The organism is Microbacterium sp. Cr-K20 (assembly GCF_000708325.1).
Taxonomy (GTDB): Bacteria; Actinomycetota; Actinomycetes; order Actinomycetales; family Microbacteriaceae; genus Microbacterium.
On sequence record NZ_JARE01000082.1, the window covers coordinates 146,366 to 165,099 of the forward strand.

The 18,734-nt window shown below is 69.0% G+C and carries 18 protein-coding genes; 11 read left to right on the forward strand and 7 right to left on the reverse strand.

Annotated elements, in window-relative coordinates; all coding sequences use genetic code 11:
* Positions 1-4: 4 nt before the first annotated feature.
* Both GZ67_RS0119300 and GZ67_RS0119305 read right to left on the reverse strand, forming a co-directional pair.
* Entirely contained in the window at positions 5-1,843 is a 1,839-nt protein-coding gene (locus GZ67_RS0119300; RefSeq protein ID WP_029264141.1) for a substrate-binding and vWA domain-containing protein, read from the reverse strand.
* 32 nt (positions 1,844-1,875) lie between these two features.
* Positions 1,876-2,700 (reverse strand): shikimate 5-dehydrogenase, encoded by an 825-nt coding sequence (locus GZ67_RS0119305; RefSeq protein WP_269319700.1) that lies wholly within the window; start codon positions 2,698-2,700, stop codon positions 1,876-1,878.
* 569 nt (positions 2,701-3,269) lie between these two features.
* Between GZ67_RS0119305 and GZ67_RS0119310 the strand changes: the two genes are divergently transcribed.
* A complete protein-coding gene (locus GZ67_RS0119310) occupies positions 3,270-3,476 on the forward strand; it encodes a cold-shock protein (RefSeq protein WP_017203899.1) in 207 nt (68 codons plus the stop codon).
* Positions 3,477-3,613: 137 nt separating this feature from the next.
* Here GZ67_RS0119310 and GZ67_RS0119315 read toward each other — a convergent pair whose 3' ends face one another.
* Positions 3,614-4,279, reverse strand: a complete 666-nt coding sequence (locus tag GZ67_RS0119315; protein ID WP_029264139.1) for an HAD hydrolase-like protein — start codon at positions 4,277-4,279, stop codon at positions 3,614-3,616.
* Positions 4,280-4,422: 143 nt separating this feature from the next.
* Between GZ67_RS0119315 and GZ67_RS0119320 the strand changes: the two genes are divergently transcribed.
* Positions 4,423-4,734, forward strand: a complete 312-nt coding sequence (locus tag GZ67_RS0119320) for a hypothetical protein (protein ID WP_029264138.1) — start codon at positions 4,423-4,425, stop codon at positions 4,732-4,734.
* Between the two features lie 27 nt (positions 4,735-4,761).
* On the opposite strand, the gene nucS is transcribed toward GZ67_RS0119320, so the two are convergent.
* On the reverse strand, positions 4,762-5,457 hold the full coding sequence (gene nucS, locus GZ67_RS0119325; RefSeq protein WP_029264137.1) for an endonuclease NucS: 696 nt from the start codon (positions 5,455-5,457) through the stop codon (positions 4,762-4,764).
* Between the two features lie 56 nt (positions 5,458-5,513).
* The gene (locus GZ67_RS0119330) at positions 5,514-6,401 is read right to left on the reverse strand and encodes a GAP family protein (protein WP_029264136.1); all 888 of its coding nucleotides are present in this window, start codon (positions 6,399-6,401) and stop codon (positions 5,514-5,516) included.
* A 116-nt stretch (positions 6,402-6,517) separates the two neighbouring features.
* Between GZ67_RS0119330 and GZ67_RS0119335 the strand changes: the two genes are divergently transcribed.
* Both GZ67_RS0119335 and GZ67_RS0119340 read left to right on the forward strand, forming a co-directional pair.
* A complete protein-coding gene (locus GZ67_RS0119335) occupies positions 6,518-7,714 on the forward strand; it encodes a sensor histidine kinase (protein WP_029264135.1) in 1,197 nt (398 codons plus the stop codon).
* Positions 7,711-8,358, forward strand: a complete 648-nt coding sequence (locus tag GZ67_RS0119340; RefSeq protein WP_029264134.1) for a response regulator — start codon at positions 7,711-7,713, stop codon at positions 8,356-8,358. The genes GZ67_RS0119335 and GZ67_RS0119340 overlap by 4 nt, the downstream gene beginning before the upstream one ends.
* A 4-nt stretch (positions 8,359-8,362) precedes the next feature.
* Here GZ67_RS0119340 and GZ67_RS0119345 read toward each other — a convergent pair whose 3' ends face one another.
* Positions 8,363-9,601 (reverse strand): MFS transporter, encoded by a 1,239-nt coding sequence (locus GZ67_RS0119345; protein ID WP_029264133.1) that lies wholly within the window; start codon positions 9,599-9,601, stop codon positions 8,363-8,365.
* 60 nt (positions 9,602-9,661) lie between these two features.
* On the opposite strand from GZ67_RS0119345, the gene GZ67_RS0119350 reads away from it, so the two are divergent.
* Positions 9,662-10,720, forward strand: coding sequence for a LacI family DNA-binding transcriptional regulator (locus tag GZ67_RS0119350; protein ID WP_029264132.1), 1,059 nt, complete (start codon positions 9,662-9,664; stop codon positions 10,718-10,720).
* A 24-nt stretch (positions 10,721-10,744) separates the two neighbouring features.
* Here GZ67_RS0119350 and GZ67_RS0119355 read toward each other — a convergent pair whose 3' ends face one another.
* Positions 10,745-12,244 (reverse strand): hypothetical protein, encoded by a 1,500-nt coding sequence (locus GZ67_RS0119355; protein ID WP_029264131.1) that lies wholly within the window; start codon positions 12,242-12,244, stop codon positions 10,745-10,747.
* A gap of 118 nt (positions 12,245-12,362) precedes the next feature.
* Between GZ67_RS0119355 and GZ67_RS0119360 the strand changes: the two genes are divergently transcribed.
* Genes GZ67_RS0119360 through mnhG form a run of 6 tightly spaced genes read left to right on the forward strand, consistent with a single transcriptional unit; the run spans position 12,363 to position 18,720 of the window.
* Positions 12,363-15,329 carry a Na+/H+ antiporter subunit A gene (locus GZ67_RS0119360; protein ID WP_029264130.1) on the forward strand — a complete coding sequence of 989 codons (2,967 nt, stop codon included), beginning with the start codon at positions 12,363-12,365 and terminating at the stop codon, positions 15,327-15,329.
* On the forward strand, positions 15,329-15,928 hold the full coding sequence (locus GZ67_RS0119365) for a Na(+)/H(+) antiporter subunit C (RefSeq protein WP_029264129.1): 600 nt from the start codon (positions 15,329-15,331) through the stop codon (positions 15,926-15,928). The genes GZ67_RS0119360 and GZ67_RS0119365 overlap by 1 nt, the downstream gene beginning before the upstream one ends.
* Positions 15,925-17,478, forward strand: coding sequence for a Na+/H+ antiporter subunit D (locus GZ67_RS0119370; protein ID WP_029264128.1), 1,554 nt, complete (start codon positions 15,925-15,927; stop codon positions 17,476-17,478). Before GZ67_RS0119365 ends, GZ67_RS0119370 begins: the two co-directional genes overlap by 4 nt.
* The gene (locus GZ67_RS0119375; protein WP_029264127.1) at positions 17,475-18,068 is read left to right on the forward strand and encodes a Na+/H+ antiporter subunit E; all 594 of its coding nucleotides are present in this window, start codon (positions 17,475-17,477) and stop codon (positions 18,066-18,068) included. The genes GZ67_RS0119370 and GZ67_RS0119375 overlap by 4 nt, the downstream gene beginning before the upstream one ends.
* Positions 18,065-18,334, forward strand: a complete 270-nt coding sequence (locus tag GZ67_RS0119380; protein ID WP_029264126.1) for a monovalent cation/H+ antiporter complex subunit F — start codon at positions 18,065-18,067, stop codon at positions 18,332-18,334. The genes GZ67_RS0119375 and GZ67_RS0119380 overlap by 4 nt, the downstream gene beginning before the upstream one ends.
* Positions 18,331-18,720, forward strand: coding sequence for a monovalent cation/H(+) antiporter subunit G (mnhG, locus tag GZ67_RS0119385; RefSeq protein ID WP_029264125.1), 390 nt, complete (start codon positions 18,331-18,333; stop codon positions 18,718-18,720). Before GZ67_RS0119380 ends, mnhG begins: the two co-directional genes overlap by 4 nt.
* The last annotated feature ends 14 nt before the right edge of the window (positions 18,721-18,734 follow it).

Below are 18,734 nucleotides of genomic sequence, written 5' to 3' on the forward strand. Positions count from 1 at the left end.
CACCTCAGAAGTTGTTGATCACGGAGGCGAAGACGAGGTCGATGCGCTCGGCGTCCGACGCGTCGAACATCTGGCCGCCGGTGGCATCGGCGATCCGCTGCAGCACCGAGGTGTCGGCGGCCGAGCTGTACGCGATGGGGAAGATCCGCACAGGGGCATCGGTTCCGCCCTCCTTCGTGCTCTTGCCGATCTTCGCGATCAGCGAGTCGAGGGATGTCGTCGAGTCGGTGTCCTCGCCGTCCGACAGCACCACGATCGCGTTGATCCGTCCGGGCTCGGCGCGCTCGCTCATGGCCTCGTACGCCGTGAGCACCGCGTCGTACAGCGGTGTGCCGTTGCGCTCGGCGTAGCGGAGGTCGTCGAGGGAGGAGTCGAGCTTCTCGCCGTCGGCGCCCAGCGGGGTGACCCCACGGAGCACCTCGATGTTCTCGCCCTCGTCGGAGGAGACGCCGGTGGTGAACGCCCAGACGCCGACCTCGTCGGTGGAACGGAAATGGTCGAGCGTCGTCTGGGCGCCCTGGATCGCCCCGTCGAGCCGGGAGCGGCCGTCGCCGATCGGCTCGTCCATCGAGCCGGAGATGTCGATGAGCTCCAGCACCGAGGAGGGCTTGCGAACCTGCGTCCACTGGTCGATCGCGGTGGAGATCACATCGACCTCCGGCTTCGGCAGCGTCACCGCGGGCTGTGCGGGGTCGACGCCGAAGTTCGCCGTGAACAGGTCGCCCAGGGGGACCGACTCGTCGAGCGGACGGAAACCGTACTCGGGAAGGATCGTCTGCGCGGCCTCGGTCTGCAGGAACGCCGCGAACGCCTCACCTGCCGTGCGCTGCTCGGGCGTCACCCAGTCGGCGCCGAGAACGGTGACGGGGTTGTCCGACCACATCGAACCGCCCGCGGGGTACACCGCGACCAGCTTGGTCTTCGGCGGGACCAGGGTCTCTCCCGGCTGCACGGTGTGCGAGTCGGGGTTGCCCTTGTTGTAGTTGAGCAGCGAGGTCTCCTCGAGCGCGACCGCCGAGACGTAGGCCGAGCCGTTGGCGCCGTTCTGCGTCTCGTCGTACAGGGTCGACAGCACGTTGCCCGTGGTGTCGCCGTAGTGGATCACGCACTCCTCGAACACGCGGGAGAAGTCGGCCGCGGCATCCACATCGGCCGAGGTCAGCCCCTCCGCCTTGCCCGACGCCTCGTACGACTGCATCAGGATGGTCGACAGCCCGGTGGTCGAGGTGTTCGGGTTCGTCTTCGAGATCTTGAAGGCGCCCCAGATGTCCTTGCCCACGCTCCCCCAGCCGTCGGGGTCCTGGCACAGGCCTTCGAGGTCGGTGATGCTGATCGGCTTGTCCGGCCACCCGAGCGCCTTGGCCATCGGCTCGGGCATACCGAACACGACAGGGGTCCGCGTGAAGGATGCGGGTGTGCCGACGAGGTTCTGCGAGGCGGCCGCCGCGACGCGGTCGGTCCAGACGGTGGAGGCGGGCGACCACAGGGTGGGCCACAGTGCGCGGTCGTCGCTCGGCCAGTCCTCGCCGGATGTCAGGTAGCGGGCGGCGTTGCCGGACGAGACGTTCGTCGGCCGCACGGTGGCGCAGGTGTCGAGCTTCTCGTGCTCCGGAGAGTCTTTGAACGCGGTCGCCAGCTCGTCGAGCATGTTGACCTTCTCCGACGAGGTCGCCACGGTGATGTGCGTGCAGCCGTCGTCGGGAAAGCCCTGGCTGCCGTCGGGGGTGGGCTCTTCTCCCCCACCCGTGCAGGCTGCCAGCACCAGTGCGACGATCGCCGCCGTGGCCAGGGCGGCAGGTATGCGGCGGATGGTGGTCCTTCGTGCGGTGCGAGGCGCGCTCATGCGCCAAGGGTACCGATGTATCGGGCTCCCGATCACGCGGTTCCGGCGCGCATGAACTCCTCGGCCGCCTGCACCTGCGCCGCGCTCGGACGGATTCCGGTGTAGAGCACGAACTGCTCGAGCGCCTGCAGGGTCGCGACTTCGGCACCGGTGATCAGGGTCTTGCCGGCGGCGCGACCCGCGATGATCAGGGGTGTCTCCGCGGGCAGCGCGACGACGTCGAAGACGACGGATGCCGCAGCGATCGCCGCCTCCGAGAACGACAGGGCGTGCTCCTCCGAACCGCCGGCCATGCCGATCGGGGTGACGTTGACGAGGATGTCCGCCGTCGAATCGGACGCGTCCGCTCGCCAGCGGAATCCATACAGGTCGGACAGCGCGCGCCCGTTCGATTCGTTCCGGGCGACGATGGTGACATCCGCGAAGCCGGCGTCGCGGAAGGCGGCTGCGGTCGCCTTGGCCATGCCGCCCGAGCCCCGCAGCAACACGGAGGCAGCAGGATCCAGCTCGTTGCGCGCGATCAGCTGCGCGATCGCGGAGTAGTCGGTGTTGTACGCCGTGAGCACGCCCGCATCGTTCACGATCGTGTTGACCGAATCGATCGCGGTCGCCGAGGGGTCCATCCGGTCGACCAGCGCGATCACGTCTTCTTTGTACGGCATGGAGATCGCGCAGCCGCGGATGCCGAGTCCGCGCACGCCGGCGATGGCCTGGGCGAGGTCGGTCGGAGCGAAGGCCTTGTAGATCCAGTTGAGTCCGAGCGCCTCGTAGAGGTGGTTGTGGAAGCGCGTCCCGTTGTTGCTCGGCCGCGCCGACAGCGAGATGCAGAGCGTCATGTCCTTGTTGAGCAGCGTCACCGCATCAGGCTACCTCCGCGTCGGCTCGACGCCGGGAGAGCAGCGGCCGACCTCGGTCGATCTCACCAGGACGGGGTCCGTGACGAGACGGTGCGTCCTCCCCTATGGTGAAGGTGCATGCACACGGGGATTGATCGTCTTCGTCTCTCCCCAGGAGACGAACGGCCCACCCCAGGGGCAAGACGATCCGTGCATGCGATTGGGCCCCCTCGAGTGGTTCAGTCCCCAATGGACCGCTCGAGGGGGTCGCTATCGCCCTCCGCGCACTGATTTTCGGATTTGTCCCCCAAAAGGGGGACAAGCGCTCCGAAAAGGAGTTAGGCTGTTCTTGACGCACCCTCCGGTCGTCTTCGGCCCTCATCGCTCCCCCCGCGGTGAGGGCCACACCATTTTCTGGGCGTCGTGCGTTCGCGCGCCCCGGGAATCCGCCGGATGACGGCCGTGTGCCGCTCGTGCAACATTTGGATTACCTTCTTGCAGCGGCTATTCCGCTCGGGGGCTCCTCCACTAGCGTTAGCGATGTCGGGGCACCCCTGCGTCGGCTTCTTCATCAGCAGAACAGGCAGTACATGAGCACCCAGGGCACGGTCAAGTGGTTCAACTCGGAGAAGGGCTTCGGCTTCATCTCCCCCGACGACGGAGGCGCTGACGTCTTCGCGCACTACTCCGCCATCCAGTCATCCGGCTACCGGTCTCTCGAAGAGAACCAGCGAGTCGAGTTCGATGTGGCACAGGGTCCGAAGGGCCTGCAGGCAGAGAACATCCGCCCCGTCTGAGACGGGCCGGGAACACGTACTCCCCGACCGGAGCGCCATGATGGCGTCATCCGGCGGGGAGTTCTGTGCTTCTGATGGGTCGCTCCGATGTGCCGGCACGGCAACCGCCGGATGCGCGCGGGTCGCCGGTGCCGGCGTCAGTCGATAAGGAGAGCGCGCAGCTCGGCCACGCTCGTCACACGGAACTCGGCCTCGTCGCCCTCGTGTGCGTCGCTGAATCCCCACCCGACGAAGATCACGGGGACGCCGTTGGCCTTGCCGCCCTCCACGTCGTGGTGACGGTCGCCGATGAGCACCGGTCGTGACGTGTCGGCACCGAGCTCGCGGAGCCGGCGCAGCGCCTCGGCGACGATGTCGGTCTTCGAGGCGAGCGTCGCCTCATCGGGTGTGGCGCCGACGGTCGTCAGGAACGACGGGCGGAGGCCGAAGTGGTCAACGAGTGCGTCGACCTGGTGCTCCGGCTTCGAGCTGGCCGTCGCCTGCGGGATGCCCGCCGCCGCCAGTTCGTGGATGAGGTCGGTGACACCGGGGTATGTGGCCACATCGGTGGTGTAGCCGTCGGCCTTGCCGAGCGTGCGATAGAAGGTGACCGCCTCGCGGGACTCCTCGGGGGTCATGCCCGCCTGGTCCTGGAACGACTGGAACATGGGCGGCCCGATCCAGTGCACCAGTTCCTCACGCGTCGGCGCCGGCCGGCCGAAATGAGTGAGGGCGACGTTCAGCCGGCGGAGGATGCCGACGGACGCATCGATGATCGTGCCGTCGACGTCCCACAGCACGCAGGAATAGGGGGAGTGGGGCATGCCTCCAGCCTATGGGCCCGGCAGCGAGGGCCATTCCTCCTGCACAGCTGTGCTCCGAAAAAGCTTGTTCACACCTTATGTGAGAGCGAAAGGTCCTCATATAAGGTCGTGACAAGAGCGGATTTGCAGGTCAGAATGGGGGAATGTACGTGTCGGTGGAAGTCATCACGATGCTGGCGACAGCAGCGGCGACTCTGGTCGCGATCGTCAGCGGGTTCGGCTGGATGATCACTCGGATGGACGCACGCTTCGAAGCGCAGGATGTGAAGCTCGAACTGCGGTTCGATCGCATCGACCGCCGCTTCGAACGGGTCGATGAACGGTTCGAGCGGATCGATGAACGGTTCGACCGGGTCGATCAGCGGCTGCGTCTTGTCGAGCTCGAGATGACCGAGGTGAAGATCGCGGTCGCGCGGCTGGAGGGACCGACGCCGCGGCTGATGGCGGCTCGCTGATCCGTGCGGGGGTCAGACGGCAGAGGCTCAGAACAGGCGGGGGATGCCCGACTCGATGCCCTTCATGTCGTCGTAGTCGAGCACCAGGCAGCGGATGCCGCGGTCCTCGGCGAGCACTCGGGCCTGGGGCTTGATCTCCTGTGCCGCGAAAACGCCCTGTACGGGGGAGAGGTGCGGGTCGCGGCCGAGAAGCTCGAGGTAGCGGGTCAGCTGCTCGACGCCGTCGATGTCGCCGCGGCGCTTGATCTCCACCGCGATCGCGGCGCCGTCGGCATCGCGCACCAGCAGGTCGACCGGGCCGATGGCCGTCGGATACTCGCGGCGCACGAGGGTCGCGCCCTCGGAGATGCGCTCCACCTGCTCGGCGAGCAGCCGCTGCAGGTCGGCCTCGACGCCGTCCTTCTGGAGTCCCGGATCGAGGCCCAGCTCGTGGGAGGTGTCGTGGATGATCTCGTAGATCTGCACCCGCAGCGCATCGCCGGTCTTCTTGTGGGTGACGCGCCAGACCTCGACGACGCCGGCGCTCGCCTCCTCCTCACCCGGTTCCTCGCTCGACAGCGAGCACGGCGGGCTCATCCAGTTCAGCGGCTTGTAGCTGCCGCCGTCGGAGTGCACGAGCAGACTCCCGTCTCCCTTGTGCACGAGCAGACGCGTGGCGAGCGGGAGATGGGCATTGAGCCGACCGGTGTAGTCGACCGAGCAGCGGGCGATGACGAGACGCACCCGTCGAGCCTACTTCGTCGAAGTCCTTCTGGTCGCCGCGTCGGGCTGCGTGGCGATCAGTTGCCGAGAAAGCCGCCGAGTGCGTCGAAGAGTCCGAGTTCGGTGGCCGCGGAGCGGGCGATGAGGAACCCGATGATGCCGATGATCCAGGCGGTGTTCTCCGCGCCGGTGCGCTCCATCCACGCCGCGAAGCGCTCCAGCGGGCGCTGAACGAGGGGAGCGGCGACGATGCGCAGGACGAGCAGGACGATCGCCGGCAGGATCATCAGGGCGCAGTAGCCCGCGAGTGCGAGCACACGCAGCGGGGTGTCGACGGCGGCATCCGCGAGCATCGTCATCGCGACGATGTACGGGAGCATCGTGGCGATCTCCACCACCCCGGCGGCGATCGCGACGGCCATCACGGCGGTGCCGCGGGTGCGCGGATCGAGCAGGCGCTCGCGCCAGCGTGTGATGCGGCCGGGTCGGACGGTCGCTGTTCCGGCCTGATCCGCAGCGGGCGACGCCGGGAGCGGAGTCGCCGATACCGGAGCAGGGGCATCGCGCACGGGCATCCCCGTCCACGGGGAGACCTGCGCCGGCGCGACGGCCGGACTCGCAGGGACAGCGGAGGCGCCCTTCGGTTGCTTGTTGCCCGTCGGCATCACGAACGCGGTGATCAGGAGCGCGGCTCCGGCGAGGAGGCGGACGACCAGGCCGGTCGGTGACGCGAGGAAGTCCGACGCGACATCGACGAGGTTCACCAGCCCCCACAGGAAGAGGAGGCCGACGGCGAGGTAGAAGGCCGCGATCGTCACGAGGTAGAGGAGGATGCGTCCGGCGCGCACCCGCCCGGGGTGCAGCAGGAGGAAGACCGGGATGAGGAGTGTGCCGACGCTGAGCCCGTCGATCAGCGCCAGCAGCGCGAGGGAGAGGGGGAGCGGGAGCCCGCCGAAGAGTTCCATGGCTCCACTGTCGCCGGGGCGGGGGCGGCGGTGGATCGGGCGAAAGTACCGTTCGTCGTGCGCTCCTCATCCCTTCGACGGATGCGACCCCAGCCTTGCCGTGGTTGCATGAGGTCATGCACGAGCAGGTCGACGGCGGCATCGGCGCCTGGTATCGCCGGCACCGCGGGTGGGCGGACCCCGCCGGGATGGCGCTCCTCGCCGTCGTGATGGCCGCGCTCGGATTCCGTGGGGTCTGGGGGTCGTTCTCGCTTCTTTCCGGGCCGGTGTCGCCGTGGTGGGCGCTCGCCTTCGCGCTTCCGGCCTGTGCGCTCGCGCTCGTCAAGCGACGCCTGCCGATGACCGTGCTCGGCATCGTGACGATCCTCTTCGTCGCCGACCTCCTCACGGTCGGCGGCATCGGGACGCTCTTCGTGCTGCTCGACGTGCTGTGGACCGCGGTGTTCCTCGCCGGCCCACGACGTCGTCGTGCTCTGCTGATGCTCCTCAGTGCCTCGACGGTCATCCTCTTCATCGTCGCCTGGCTCTTCACCGACATGCCCTTCGCCGTCGCCTTCCTCATCGGGGTGCAGTTCGGCGCGATCTTCGGCACGGACTACTGGTGGGCGGTCGCCGTCTCCCAGGCGCACGAGCTGGCCGAGCTGCACCGTCAGCGGGCGGAGGACGCGGCGGCCGTCGCCGAGCGCGACCGCGCCGAGGCCGTGCAGCGCGAGCGCGAGGCGATGGCGCGCGAGCTGCACGACGTGGTGGCCGGCCACGTGATGGCGATGGCGATCCGAGCCGAAGCCGCCCTCTCCACGACGCCCGACCAGACGAAGGACCGCGAAGCGCTCCAAGCGGTGCGCGATGCGGGCCTGGATGCCCATGGAGCCCTGCGGTCGATGATCTCGGTGCTCCGCCGCGGCGACGGCGCCCTCGTGGCCACACCGCGCTGGGCCGATCTCGACGGCATCGTGCGCGATGCCGAGCGTGCGGGGCTCGTCGTCGGCTTCGACGCCCCGGACGTGCCCGAGTTCGGAGCCGCCGCAGAACAGGCCGTGGTCCGCATCGTGCGGGAAGCCCTCACGAATTGCATCCGCCACGCGGGCGGCGCCGAGGTCGACATCGAGATCGTGGAGAGGAACGCCGAGGTGCAGGTGAGGGTTCGGTCCCGTGGAGGTGTGGCCAGCGCCGCGGCCGCGCACGGAGGCGAAGGCTGGGGCCTGCAGATGCTGCGGGAGCGCGTGGGAGCGCTGGGCGGATTCTTCACGGCGGGCCCCGCCCCGGACGGATGGTCGGTCGAGGGCCGGCTTCCGCTCGAGGTGCGGGTATGAGCGCCCCGACCGTGCTGCTCGCAGACGATCACGGCGCCATCAGGGCGGGGTTGCGGATCATGCTCGAGGCGCACGGGATCACCGTGGTCGGCGAGGCGGCGGACGGCGACGTCGCTGTGCGCAACGCGGCGGCGCTGCGGCCCGACGTGGTGCTCATGGATCTGCGGATGCCCGGCAGGGACGGCGTCTCCGCCACCCGGGAGATCGTCGAACGAGGACTCGGCGACGTGCTCGTGCTGACCAGCTTCGATGAGGATGAGCTCGTCCTCGGGGCGATCCGCGCGGGTGCGGTCGGCTTCCTCCTCAAGACGGTCGATGCGCCCGCGCTCGTGCAGGCGGTGCGCTCCGTCGCTGCCGGAGAGGGCGCGCTCGACCCTCGGGTGACGCGTCGCGCGCTCGCCGCAGTGGTCCAGGACGTGGCGGCGCCGCCACCGGCAGCGAGTGCGGCGGCGCAGGCCGACCTGACCGTTCGCGAACGGGAGGTGCTCGACGGCATCCTGCAGGGCTGGTCGAATGCGCAGCTCGCGGCACGGCTGCGCATCTCGGTGCCCACGGTGAAGACGCACGTGTCGAACGTGCTGACCAAGCTCGGCGCGCGCAGCCGCTCGCACGCGGCAGCGATCGTGCGAAGCCGCGAGGGCTGAGCGCTCAGCGCTGCTCTGTGCTCGCCGCCGGGGTCTTCTCGTCGTCGCGCAGCGGGCGGGCGGCGCCGGAGAACAGCCCGGACGTGACGACCAGGGCGACCAGGATGAACAGGGTATTCAGCAGGCCGATGTGCTCGCTGATGACGCCGAGCACGGGCGGTCCGCCGAGGAACGAGATGTAGCCGATCGTCGCTGCCGCGCTGACGCGAGCCGCCGCCTTGGCCGGGTCGTCCGCGGCGGCGGACATGCCGAGAGGGAAGCCGAGAGAGGCCCCGATGCCCCAGAGCGCCGCCCCGACGAGCACCAGCGGGAAGGTGGGCGCGAGGATGAACAGCAGGATCCCCGATGCCGCGGCGACGGCGAGGATCCGCAGCACCAGGACGCGTCCGAATCGGTCGACGAGGGGGCCGCCGAACAAGCGCACCGTCGTCATCCCGATGGAGAACACGGCGAGCGACACGGCTCCTGTGCCCTCGGCGAAACCATGACCCTGTTCGGTGCCGAGCGCGATCCAGTCGTTGGCGCCGCCCTCGGCGAACGACATTCCGAGCATGACGACGCCGATCAGGTAGGTGCGGGGTTCGCGCCAGGCCTCGAGCGCGGTGTGCATGCGCTCGCGGAACGGCGGCTTGACGTGATCCTCCGGGTCGAGGGCGGCCTCACGCACCGGCACCTGGAAGAAGCAGACCACCGCGATCACGGCGATCAGCACGCCCATGGTCACCGCATGTGTCGCGACATCGATCGCGAGGTGGGCGGCGAGGGCGCCGATGCCGGCGCCGATGACGGTTCCGAAACTGAAGAAGGCGTGGAAGACGGGGAGGATCGTGCGGCCCATCTGCTGCTCGATCGCGGTGGCCTCGACGTTCATCATCACGTCGACGCAGCCGTTGCCGAATCCGAACAGGGCCATGCCGAGGAGGACGACGGCCACCGAGCCGAACACCGTCGCGCCGAGGCCCACGAGTGCGATGCCCAGCGCGAACATGAGCATCGCCGCCAGCATGCCGCGGCGGGCGCCGGTGCGCGCCATCACCGCGGGGCTCGTCGAGATGCCGATGATCGAGGCGACACCCATGCCGAGAAGCAGCATCCCGACCTGCGCGTTGTCGAGCTCGAGCGCCTGTTTGATCCCGGGCACGCGCGCCGCCCAGGTCGCGATCGAGAGGCCGCTCGCCAGGAAGATGGCGAAGATCGCGGCGCGCCAGCGGACGAACTGCGAACGGGTCAGGACTGCTTCCATGCCGGACAGCCTATCGAATCGATTCGACCCGGGGGAGCGGAAGCGAGCTATCCTCGAAGCATGAGCAGTCAGGAGACGCCGCGTCGGCCCACGATCGCCGACGTCGCACGCGAGGCGGGCGTGGCCACGTCCACCGCCTCGGTGGTCTTCAGCGGTAAGGCCAAGGTGGCCCCCGCGACGCGCGAGCGCGTGCTCGCCGCGGCCGCCGAGCTCGGCTACGCCGGACCGGATCCCCGCGCCGCCTCCCTGCGCCGCGGTCGCAGCGGCATCGTCGCCGTCGTGCTCGAAGGACATCTGCGTGCGGCGTTCCTCGACCCCGTGACGACGGCCATGATGGACGGCCTCACCGACGGACTCGCCGAACTCAGCGCCGGCATCCTGCTGATGCGCGACGAGCCGGGGGAGGGCACGGCGATCGCCGATGCCCCCGTCGACGCGGTCGTGCTGATCGGCTGTTCCGGACGCACACGGGCATCCCTCGAGGTGGTCGTCGGCCGGGGGCTCCCGGTCGTCGTGATCGAAGGCGACGCCGGAGAGGCGATCCCGCGCGTCACGCTCGACAACGCGGCAGCCTCCGCCGACATCGCGAAGCACGTGCGCGACCTCGGCCACCGCGATGTCGCCCTGGTCACCCTGCCGCTCGACAGCGACCGCGAGCGTGCAGCCGTCACACCGGAGCGTCTCGCCAACGCGACCGTCGACGTCACGGTCCACCGGTTGGCCGGCACCCGGGAGGTGTTCCCCGACGCCCCGGCGATCTCGGCATCCGGCAGCCTCATCGACGAAGGCGTGCGCGTCGGCAGGATGCTGCTCGCGGACCCCGCCACCCGGCCGACCGCGGTGCTCGCCCAGAGCGACCTGCTGGCCGTCGGGGTCATCCGCGCGGCCGAGGAGAAGGGACTCCGCGTCCCCGAAGACCTCTCCGTCGCGGGTTTCGACGGTATCGCGCTGGACGGTCTCGGCGACCTCACCCTCACGACGAGCGTGCAGCCGGCCGTCGAGAAGGGCCGCGCGGCGGGGGAGCAGGTCGCACGCATGCTGCGAGGCGAACCGGGGATCACGCAGCATCTCACCTGTCGGTTCCGCGTCGGCACCACCACCGGCCCGGCCTCGCGCTGAGCTCCGCCCCGCCGGCGGCCACAGTCAGCTGCGCTGCGGGCCGAGCGGAAGCGCCGTGTCGCCGAGATCGAGGACGCGGTAGCGGCCGCAGTCGATCACCTCGTCGGGAATGGCCGGTGCGGGCAGGTTCCAGGGGACCGTCTGCGCATCCTCCACGAGGAACGTCACCTCTCCGACGTCGAAATCGCGACGGTTCACCAACCAGGCATAGCCGCGCAGCTCATGATCGACCTGCACGAGCTGCGCAGGATCGTCGAGGTGCAGTTTCGGCAGACGTACGGTCCAGAATTGACCGGCCCCGGTGCGGCCGGACGCGTCGACCCAGTCGGTCACGCAGGTGAGGTCGGGGTCGGCGACCTCGGCGGCCGCAGCGAGGCGCGGAATGCTCAGGATGCCGCCGAGCGCGAGCAGCACCGCGGCGATCGCGGCGACGAGCGACCGCGCGCGGAGCGGCTTCCACCCCGCGCGCGGCAGGGCGACCAGGGCCAGAACGGGCGCGAACACCACAGGCTGCAGGTAGCGGGCCGCGTGGGTGCCGAGCGCGATCGCGCCGATCACGACGAGAACGGGCATCAGCCAGGCGACGGCGGCGACGAAGCGCGAACCCTCACTCGCGGCGCGTGTCGTGCGGACGACCGCGAGCACGATGAGCACCAGCACGATCAGGCAGCCGAACACCCCGCCGGGGGTCGAGAGGCGGTCTGCTGCGAGTCCGCCGTAATAGCCGAGTGAATCGGCCCATCGCTCCGGCTGTACGTAGCCGGCGCCCGTGTTGGCGATCCATGCCCGAAGTGGAATGCGTCCGACGAAGCCGAGAGCCGTGCCGATCAGGAGCACGCCGAGGAGCAGCGTCAGGCGCGACCGCTGCCGCGAGCGGATGGTCAGCAGCGCGAGCAGCACCGCGATCGGAACCGTCGCCCACGCCGCGTACAACGGATTCGACAGGGTCGACAGGGCCGCCGTGGCGCCGAGCGCGAACAGGAGACCGACGATCCCCGACGGGCGGTCGAGCGCGCGACGCACCAGACCGACCGAGAGCACGACCGCGACCACGGTCGCCGAGTAGTAGGTCGTCGTGAGTTGCAGGGACGCGAGCTCGAGCGCATCGCGCGATGCGGAGACCTCGGTCACGGCGATGGCACAGAAGGCCGCGAGTCCGAGAAGAGCCCACGCGACGGGTGCCCGGTCCTCTCTCCGCCGACCAGCCACGAGCCGAAGTGCTCCGTAGAGGGCGAGCATGTTGATCACGGCATTGTTCGCGAGCAGGCTGTTCACATCGACCGGAAGGAGCAGGTCGAGCCCCGCGAACACCGCGGATTCGGGGAGGAAGAGCACGCTCGACATCGCCCAGTCCAGCGGCTCACCGGAAAGCGCCGACTGCCCGAACATGGCCACGATCAGGGAATCCCCGTCGCGGAACAGCAGGTCGGAGCGCGCCGAGGATGCGACCTGCGCGGCGGTGATCACCGCGATCGCCAGGGCGCCGAACCACCCGGCCAGCTCCCGCCCCCAGACCCGCCGCATGCGACCACTCTTGCACGATCACACTCCTGCGGACCAAGTGGAGTCTTCGCCCGGGTAAACTGCTTATGACACCCCCCGCCTGGCCGCAAGGCCGACGACCCCCGAGGGAGCCGCGTATATGCTGACGCTCCTCGCCGTGTTCCTGCTCGGGTCGCTGTTGATGCCCGTTCTGGTGCGCTGGCTCGGAGCTCAGGCCTTCGCCATCGCCGCACTCGTCCCCGCAGCGGCTTTCGTGCACGCGCTCGTCATGACGCCGCAGGTGCTCGACGGCCCGGTCCCGTACGAGTCGGTCGAGTGGATCCCGCAGCTCGGACTGAACCTGTCCATGAACATGGACGTGCTCGGCTGGGTGCTCACCCTGATCGTGACCGGCGTCGGCGCCCTCGTGCTCCTCTACTGCCGGTGGTACTTCTACGAGGACTCGGCCGGCGTCGGCCAGTTCGCGGGCGTCCTTCTCGGATTCGCCGGCGCGATGTACGGCCTCGTGCTGACGGACGACCTCGTCATGCTGGTCATGTTCTGGGAGGTGACGAGCATCCTCTCGTACCTCCTCATCGGCCACTACCGCCGCCGCGCCGCCAGCCGACGTGCGGCACTGCAGGCCCTGCTCGTGACCACCCTCGGCGGACTCGTGATGTTCGTCGGCGTCGTGATCCTCGTCGTGGACACCGGAACCTCGAGCATCCGCGAGATCCTCGAGATCGCACCGACGGGCCCTGCGGTCGATGCCGCGATCGTCATGCTCCTGATCGGCGCGATCAGCAAGTCGGCCCTGTTCCCGTTCCACTTCTGGCTCCCCGGTGCGATGGCCGCGCCCACCCCGGTGAGCGCGTACCTGCACGCGGCCGCGATGGTCAAAGCCGGCATCTACTTGATCGCCCGGTTCGCGCCGATCTTCGCGTTCAGCGCGCCCTGGCGCCCGATCGTCATCACCCTCGGCATCCTCACGATGCTCATCGGCGGCATCCAGGCGCTGCGCGAGACCGACCTCAAGCGCATCCTCGCGTTCGGCACGGTCAGTCAGCTCGGGTTCTTCGCCGTCGTCGTCGGCTACGGCACGCAGGCGGCGGCGCTGGCCGGACTCGCGCTGGTGATCGGCCACGCCCTGTTCAAGTCGGCCCTCTTCCTGATCGTCGGCGTCATCGACCGCCAGCTGTCGACCCGTGACATCACCGAGCTCTCCGGTGTCGGGCGGCAGGCGCCGGTCATGGCGACGGCGGCATTCATCTCGGTGGCATCGATGGCGGGCATCGCCCCGACAATCGGGTTCGTCGCCAAGGAGTCCACGCTCACGGCTCTGCTCGACGACGCCCTGGGGGGTTCTCCCTGGGGTCTGGTGGCGCTCATCGGCGTCGTCCTCGGTTCCATGCTCACCGCGGCATATGGGGCGCGTTTCCTCTGGGGAGCCTTCTGGAAGAAGCGCGACGCGCAGGGGCAGCTGCCCGACACCGCCTGGCCCGATCCGCCGGTCGGGTTCCTCTCGGCGCCGATCATCCTCGCCGGCGTCACGCTCGCCGCGGGTATCGGGGCGCCCGCGCTCGACGTGGCTCTGCAGGGCTACGCCGTCACCGCGACTCCCGGGCTCGACCACGCGGGCGAAGCCGTCGAGGGTCCGGGGCACCTCGCGCTGTGGCACGGTCTCGAGCCGGCGCTGGGCATCTCGATCGTGTCCATCCTGCTCGGCATCGGCCTCTTCCTGCTCACCCGCCGGACCGGCTGGGACCGCAAGCCCCGCCTCCTGCGCTTCACCGCCGCCGATGTCTATTACCTCGTCATGCGCGGCATCGACCGTCTCTCCGTGCTCAGCACCACCCTCACGCAGCGCGGCTCGCTGCCGGTGTACGTCGGCACCATCTTCGTGGTGTTCGTCGCCGCTGAGGTCACCGCGCTCATCGCCAGCGACATCGATCGTTACAACCTCTCCGCCTGGCACACGCCGGCGCAGATCGTCGTCGCGCCGATCATGGCGATCGCCGGAGTGTTCGCGGTGCGTGCCCAGAAGCGTTACACCGGCGTCGTCCTGGTCTCGGTCACCGGGCTCGGGATGGTCGTGCTGTTCGCGACGAGCGGCGCACCCGACCTGGCGCTCACGCAGATCCTGGTCGAGACCGTCACGATGGTGACGTTCGCTCTGGTGCTTCGCCGCCTCCCCGCCCGGATGGGCGAGCACAACGCCTCGGTCGGCCGCGTCCCCCGGGCGCTGCTGGCGATCGGCGTCGGCGTCACGATGGCCTTCGTCGCGGTGGTCGCCACCCAATCCCGCATCGCCGATCCCATCTCGGAGGCGTTCCCGCAGCTCGCGTACGAGATCGGTCACGGCAAGAACGTCGTCAACGTGGCCCTGGTCGACCTGCGTGGCTGGGACACGATGGGCGAGCTGTCGGTGCTCGTGCTCGCCGCGACCGGCGTGGCCTCGCTGGTGTTCGTCACGCACCGAGCCGACCTGCTCGCCGCCACCAAGAACCTGCCGAAGGCGACCCGCAAGGCCGCGCGCAGTCGCCCGCTCGTCGAGACGACCGAGGGCATCCGGTTCCAGAACTCCGAGAACGAGAGCAGCCCGCGGGCATGGCTCGTCGGTGGGCAGAAGATGAAACCCGAGAACAGGTCGATCCTGCTCGAGGTGATCGTCCGCATCCTGTTCCACACGATCATCGTGGTGTCGATCTTCCTGCTCTTCGCCGGGCACAACCTGCCCGGCGGCGGTTTCGCCGGCGGACTCGTCGCCGGCATGGCGCTGGTCATGCGCTACATCGCCGGAGGCCGCTGGGAACTCGGCGCCGCCGCACCGACGGATGCCGGCCGACTGCTCGGAACCGGCCTCATCCTCGCCGTCGGCACGGCCGTCGTCCCGCTCTTCTTCGGGCTCGCGCCGCTGACGAGCACGTTTTGGGAATGGGAGATCCCCGGTATCGGGCACATGGAGTTCGTCACCTCGACCATCTTCGACGTCGGTGTCTACCTCGTCGTGATCGGGCTCGTCCTCGACGTGCTGCGCAGCCTCGGCGCCGAGGTCGACAGGCAGGCGGCTCTGCGCTCGACCCCCGGTCCTGAAGGCTTCCTCTCGCGCGGCAGGGGGAGCAGCTGATGGATGTCTCGCTCACCCTGATCGTCATCATGGCCATCCTCTTCGCGTGCGGCGTGTACGCGATGCTGGAGCGCAGCCTCACCCGCGTGCTGATCGGCTTCCTCCTGCTCGGCAACGCCACGAACCTGCTGCTGCTGATCGTGATGGGCGTCCCGGGCAACGCGCCGTTCTTCGGCACCGAGGGTGAGATGAGCGACCCGCTCCCCCAAGCGCTCACCCTGACCGCCATCGTGATCACGTTCGCGGTCTCGGCCTTCCTCCTGGCCCTGATCTATCGCTCCTGGCAGCTGGGCCAGGCCGACACCGTCGAGGACGACGAGGCTGACATCGCGCTCCGCGAGCGCACCGACGCCGACGAAGATCTCATGGACGACGAGTCCGAGACCGACGAGGACGAGGCGACCACCGACTTCGTCGGCGTGCAGACCGCACCGATCACTGTGCTGCACATGCGCGACCACCCCGCCATCCACGACGATGCACCGTTCGACGCGCCGACGGGCTGGGGCGACGAACCCTCCTCACCCTCAGCCGAGGGCGACCAGGCGCGCCCCGATGAACCCGACGACCACGACGAGAACGAGGAGGGCCGGCCATGACCGCACTGGTCCCGCTCCTCGTCGGGCTCCCGCTCCTCGGCGCCGCCATCACCCTCGTGTTCGGCCGGAACGCGCGGCTCCAGGTCGTCGTGACCGTCGCCACACTCGCCGCGGTCTCGGTGATCGCCGCTGTGCTCCTGGTCGTGGTGGATTCCGGCGACCCGCTCGCCGTCTCGGTCGGCGGCTGGCCGGTGCCCTTCGGCATCGTGCTCTATGTGGACCGGCTCGCCGCGCTCCTCGTGCTCATCTCGAGCATCGTGCTCCTCGCCGTCCTCCTCTTCTCCATCGGCCAGGGCGCCGCCGACGGCACGGACGAGACCCCGATCTCGATCTTCAACCCCTCATACCTGATCCTCGCGGCCGGTATCTTCAACGCCTTCATCGCCGGCGACCTGTTCAACCTCTACGTCGGCTTCGAGATCCTGCTCGTCGCCTCGTACGTGCTCATCACTCTCGGCAGCACCGAGTCCCGCATCCGCACCGGCGCCGTCTACATCGTCGTCTCGCTGGTCTCGTCGATCCTGTTCCTCGCATCGATCGCCATGATCTACGGCGCACTCGGCACCGTCAACATGGCCCAGATCGCCGAGCGCATGTCGGAGCTTCCACAAGAGACCCAGCTGGTGCTGCACCTGATGCTGGTGGTGGCCTTCGGCATCAAAGCCGCGATCTTCCCGGTGTCCTTCTGGCTGCCCGACTCGTACCCGACCGCCCCCGCCCCCGTCACGGCGGTGTTCGCGGGCCTGCTGACCAAGGTGGGCGTCTACGCGCTGATCCGCACCGAGACCCAGCTGTTCGCCTCGAACAGCATCGACACGGTGCTGCTGATCATCGCGCTCGCGACCATGATCGTCGGTGTGCTCGGTGCCGTGGCGCAGGCGGAACTCAAGCGAATACTGTCGTTCACGCTCGTCAGCCACGTCGGCTACATGATCTTCGGCCTCGCGATAGCCACGCCGGCCGCGATCGGCGCGACCGTGTACTACATCGTCCACCACATCGTCGTGCAGACGACCCTTTTCCTCGCGGTGGGACTCGTGGAACGACGAGCGGGGAGCACCTCGATCCTGCGGGTCAAGGGGCTGCTCAAGGTCGCACCGGTGATCGCCGTGCTCTACTTCGTGCCCGCGATCAACCTGGGTGGCCTTCCACCGTTCTCCGGCTTCATCGGCAAGTTCGCGCTCTTCGAGGCGGCGGCTTCCGTCGGCACCCCGATCATGATCGTGCTGATCTTCGGCGGCATCGTCACTTCGCTGCTCACCCTGTACGCACTCATGCGCGCCTGGAACCTCGCCTTCTGGCGCGAGGAGGAGGACTCCACCGAGACCGAGGGCCGCATCTCGTACCTCGGCAATGCCCCGGCCGCCGACGAGCAGCAGGAGCGTCGCCGCATCCCGAAGATCATGACGATCGCCACGGCCGGCATGGTCGCCGTCACCGTCTCGCTCACGATCTTCGCCGGACCCCTGTACGCGCTCTGCGACCGCATCGGCGCCGCTCTGCTGCAGCCCGTCAGCCTCGTCCAGCTGGAAGAGGAGGTGGGCGGATGAGACGACAGACCAAGCGTCACCTCTGGCGCGACATCCGGGTCCAGCTGCCCTTCCTGGCCTGGCTCGTCGTGCTGTGGATGCTGCTGTGGGCGCAGTTCACCGTGCTGTCTTTCCTGTCCGGACTCGTCGTCGCGATCTTCGTGACCCGCGTGTTCCGGTTGCCGACGGTCGAGCTCTCGGGTCGGATCAATGTCGCCTACGCCGCGCTGTTCGTGGTGCAGTTCCTGTTCGCGGTGCTCAGCGGAGCCATCTCGGTGACTCTGCAGGTGTTCGACTTCCGCCGCCAGCCGGGCACCGCGATCATCGCGGTGCCGCTGCGCTACGCCGACGACCTGGTCATGACGCACGTCGCTGTCGTGTCGTCGCTCGTCCCCGGTTCGCTGGTGGTCGAGACCGACCGCGACCGACGCATCCTCTACCTGCATGTGATCGGGGTCAGGAACCGCGCCGACGTCGAGAAGCAGCGTGCCGGAGTGCTCCGCTGGGAGCGACGGGTCGTCCGGGCGCTGGGCGACCCCGCGCAGTACCGCGCACTCAAGGCCGACCAGCGCGCCGGCCTGACCGGATCGACGAAGGGCGGTGCCCGATGAACATCCTGCTGCTGCTGATCATGGTGGTCTTCGGCATCGCCGCCGTCCTCACCCTCGTCCGCATCGTCCGAGGACCGTCGATCCTCGACCGTGCCGTCGCCTCCGACGTGCTCCTCACCGAGGTCATGTGCGTGCTCGGGGCGGAGATGGCCATCAACGGTCACACCCGCAACATCCCCGTGCTCCTCATCATCGCCGCGATCGGGGTGTTCGGCTCGATCTCCGTCGCCCGGTTCGTCGCGAGAAGGGACAACACGACCTCATGAACATCCTCGGTCTCGTGATCCCCGACCCCGTCATCGACGTGGCTGTGCTGGTACTGATCCTGCTCGGGGCGCTGCTGTGTCTGTCGGCGGCGGTCGGTCTGCTGCGCTTCCGCGACGTGCCGTCCCGGCTGCACGCGGCGACCAAGCCCCAGGTGCTCGGGCTGCTGCTGATCTGCATCGCGATCGCCCTGTCGCAGCGGTCGGTCGGCGGCATCCTGCTGGGATTCGTGCTCGTCGCGCCCGTCGTGCTCATGCAGTTCGCGACGGCGCCGCTGTCTGCGCACATGGTCGGGCGACAGGCCTACCGCAACGGCACCATCGAACAGCGCGGCCTCGTCGTGGACGAGCTCGCCGAGTCGAAGCAGACCCCGCCCGCCGCCGGCTGAGCCCCGCGAGACCG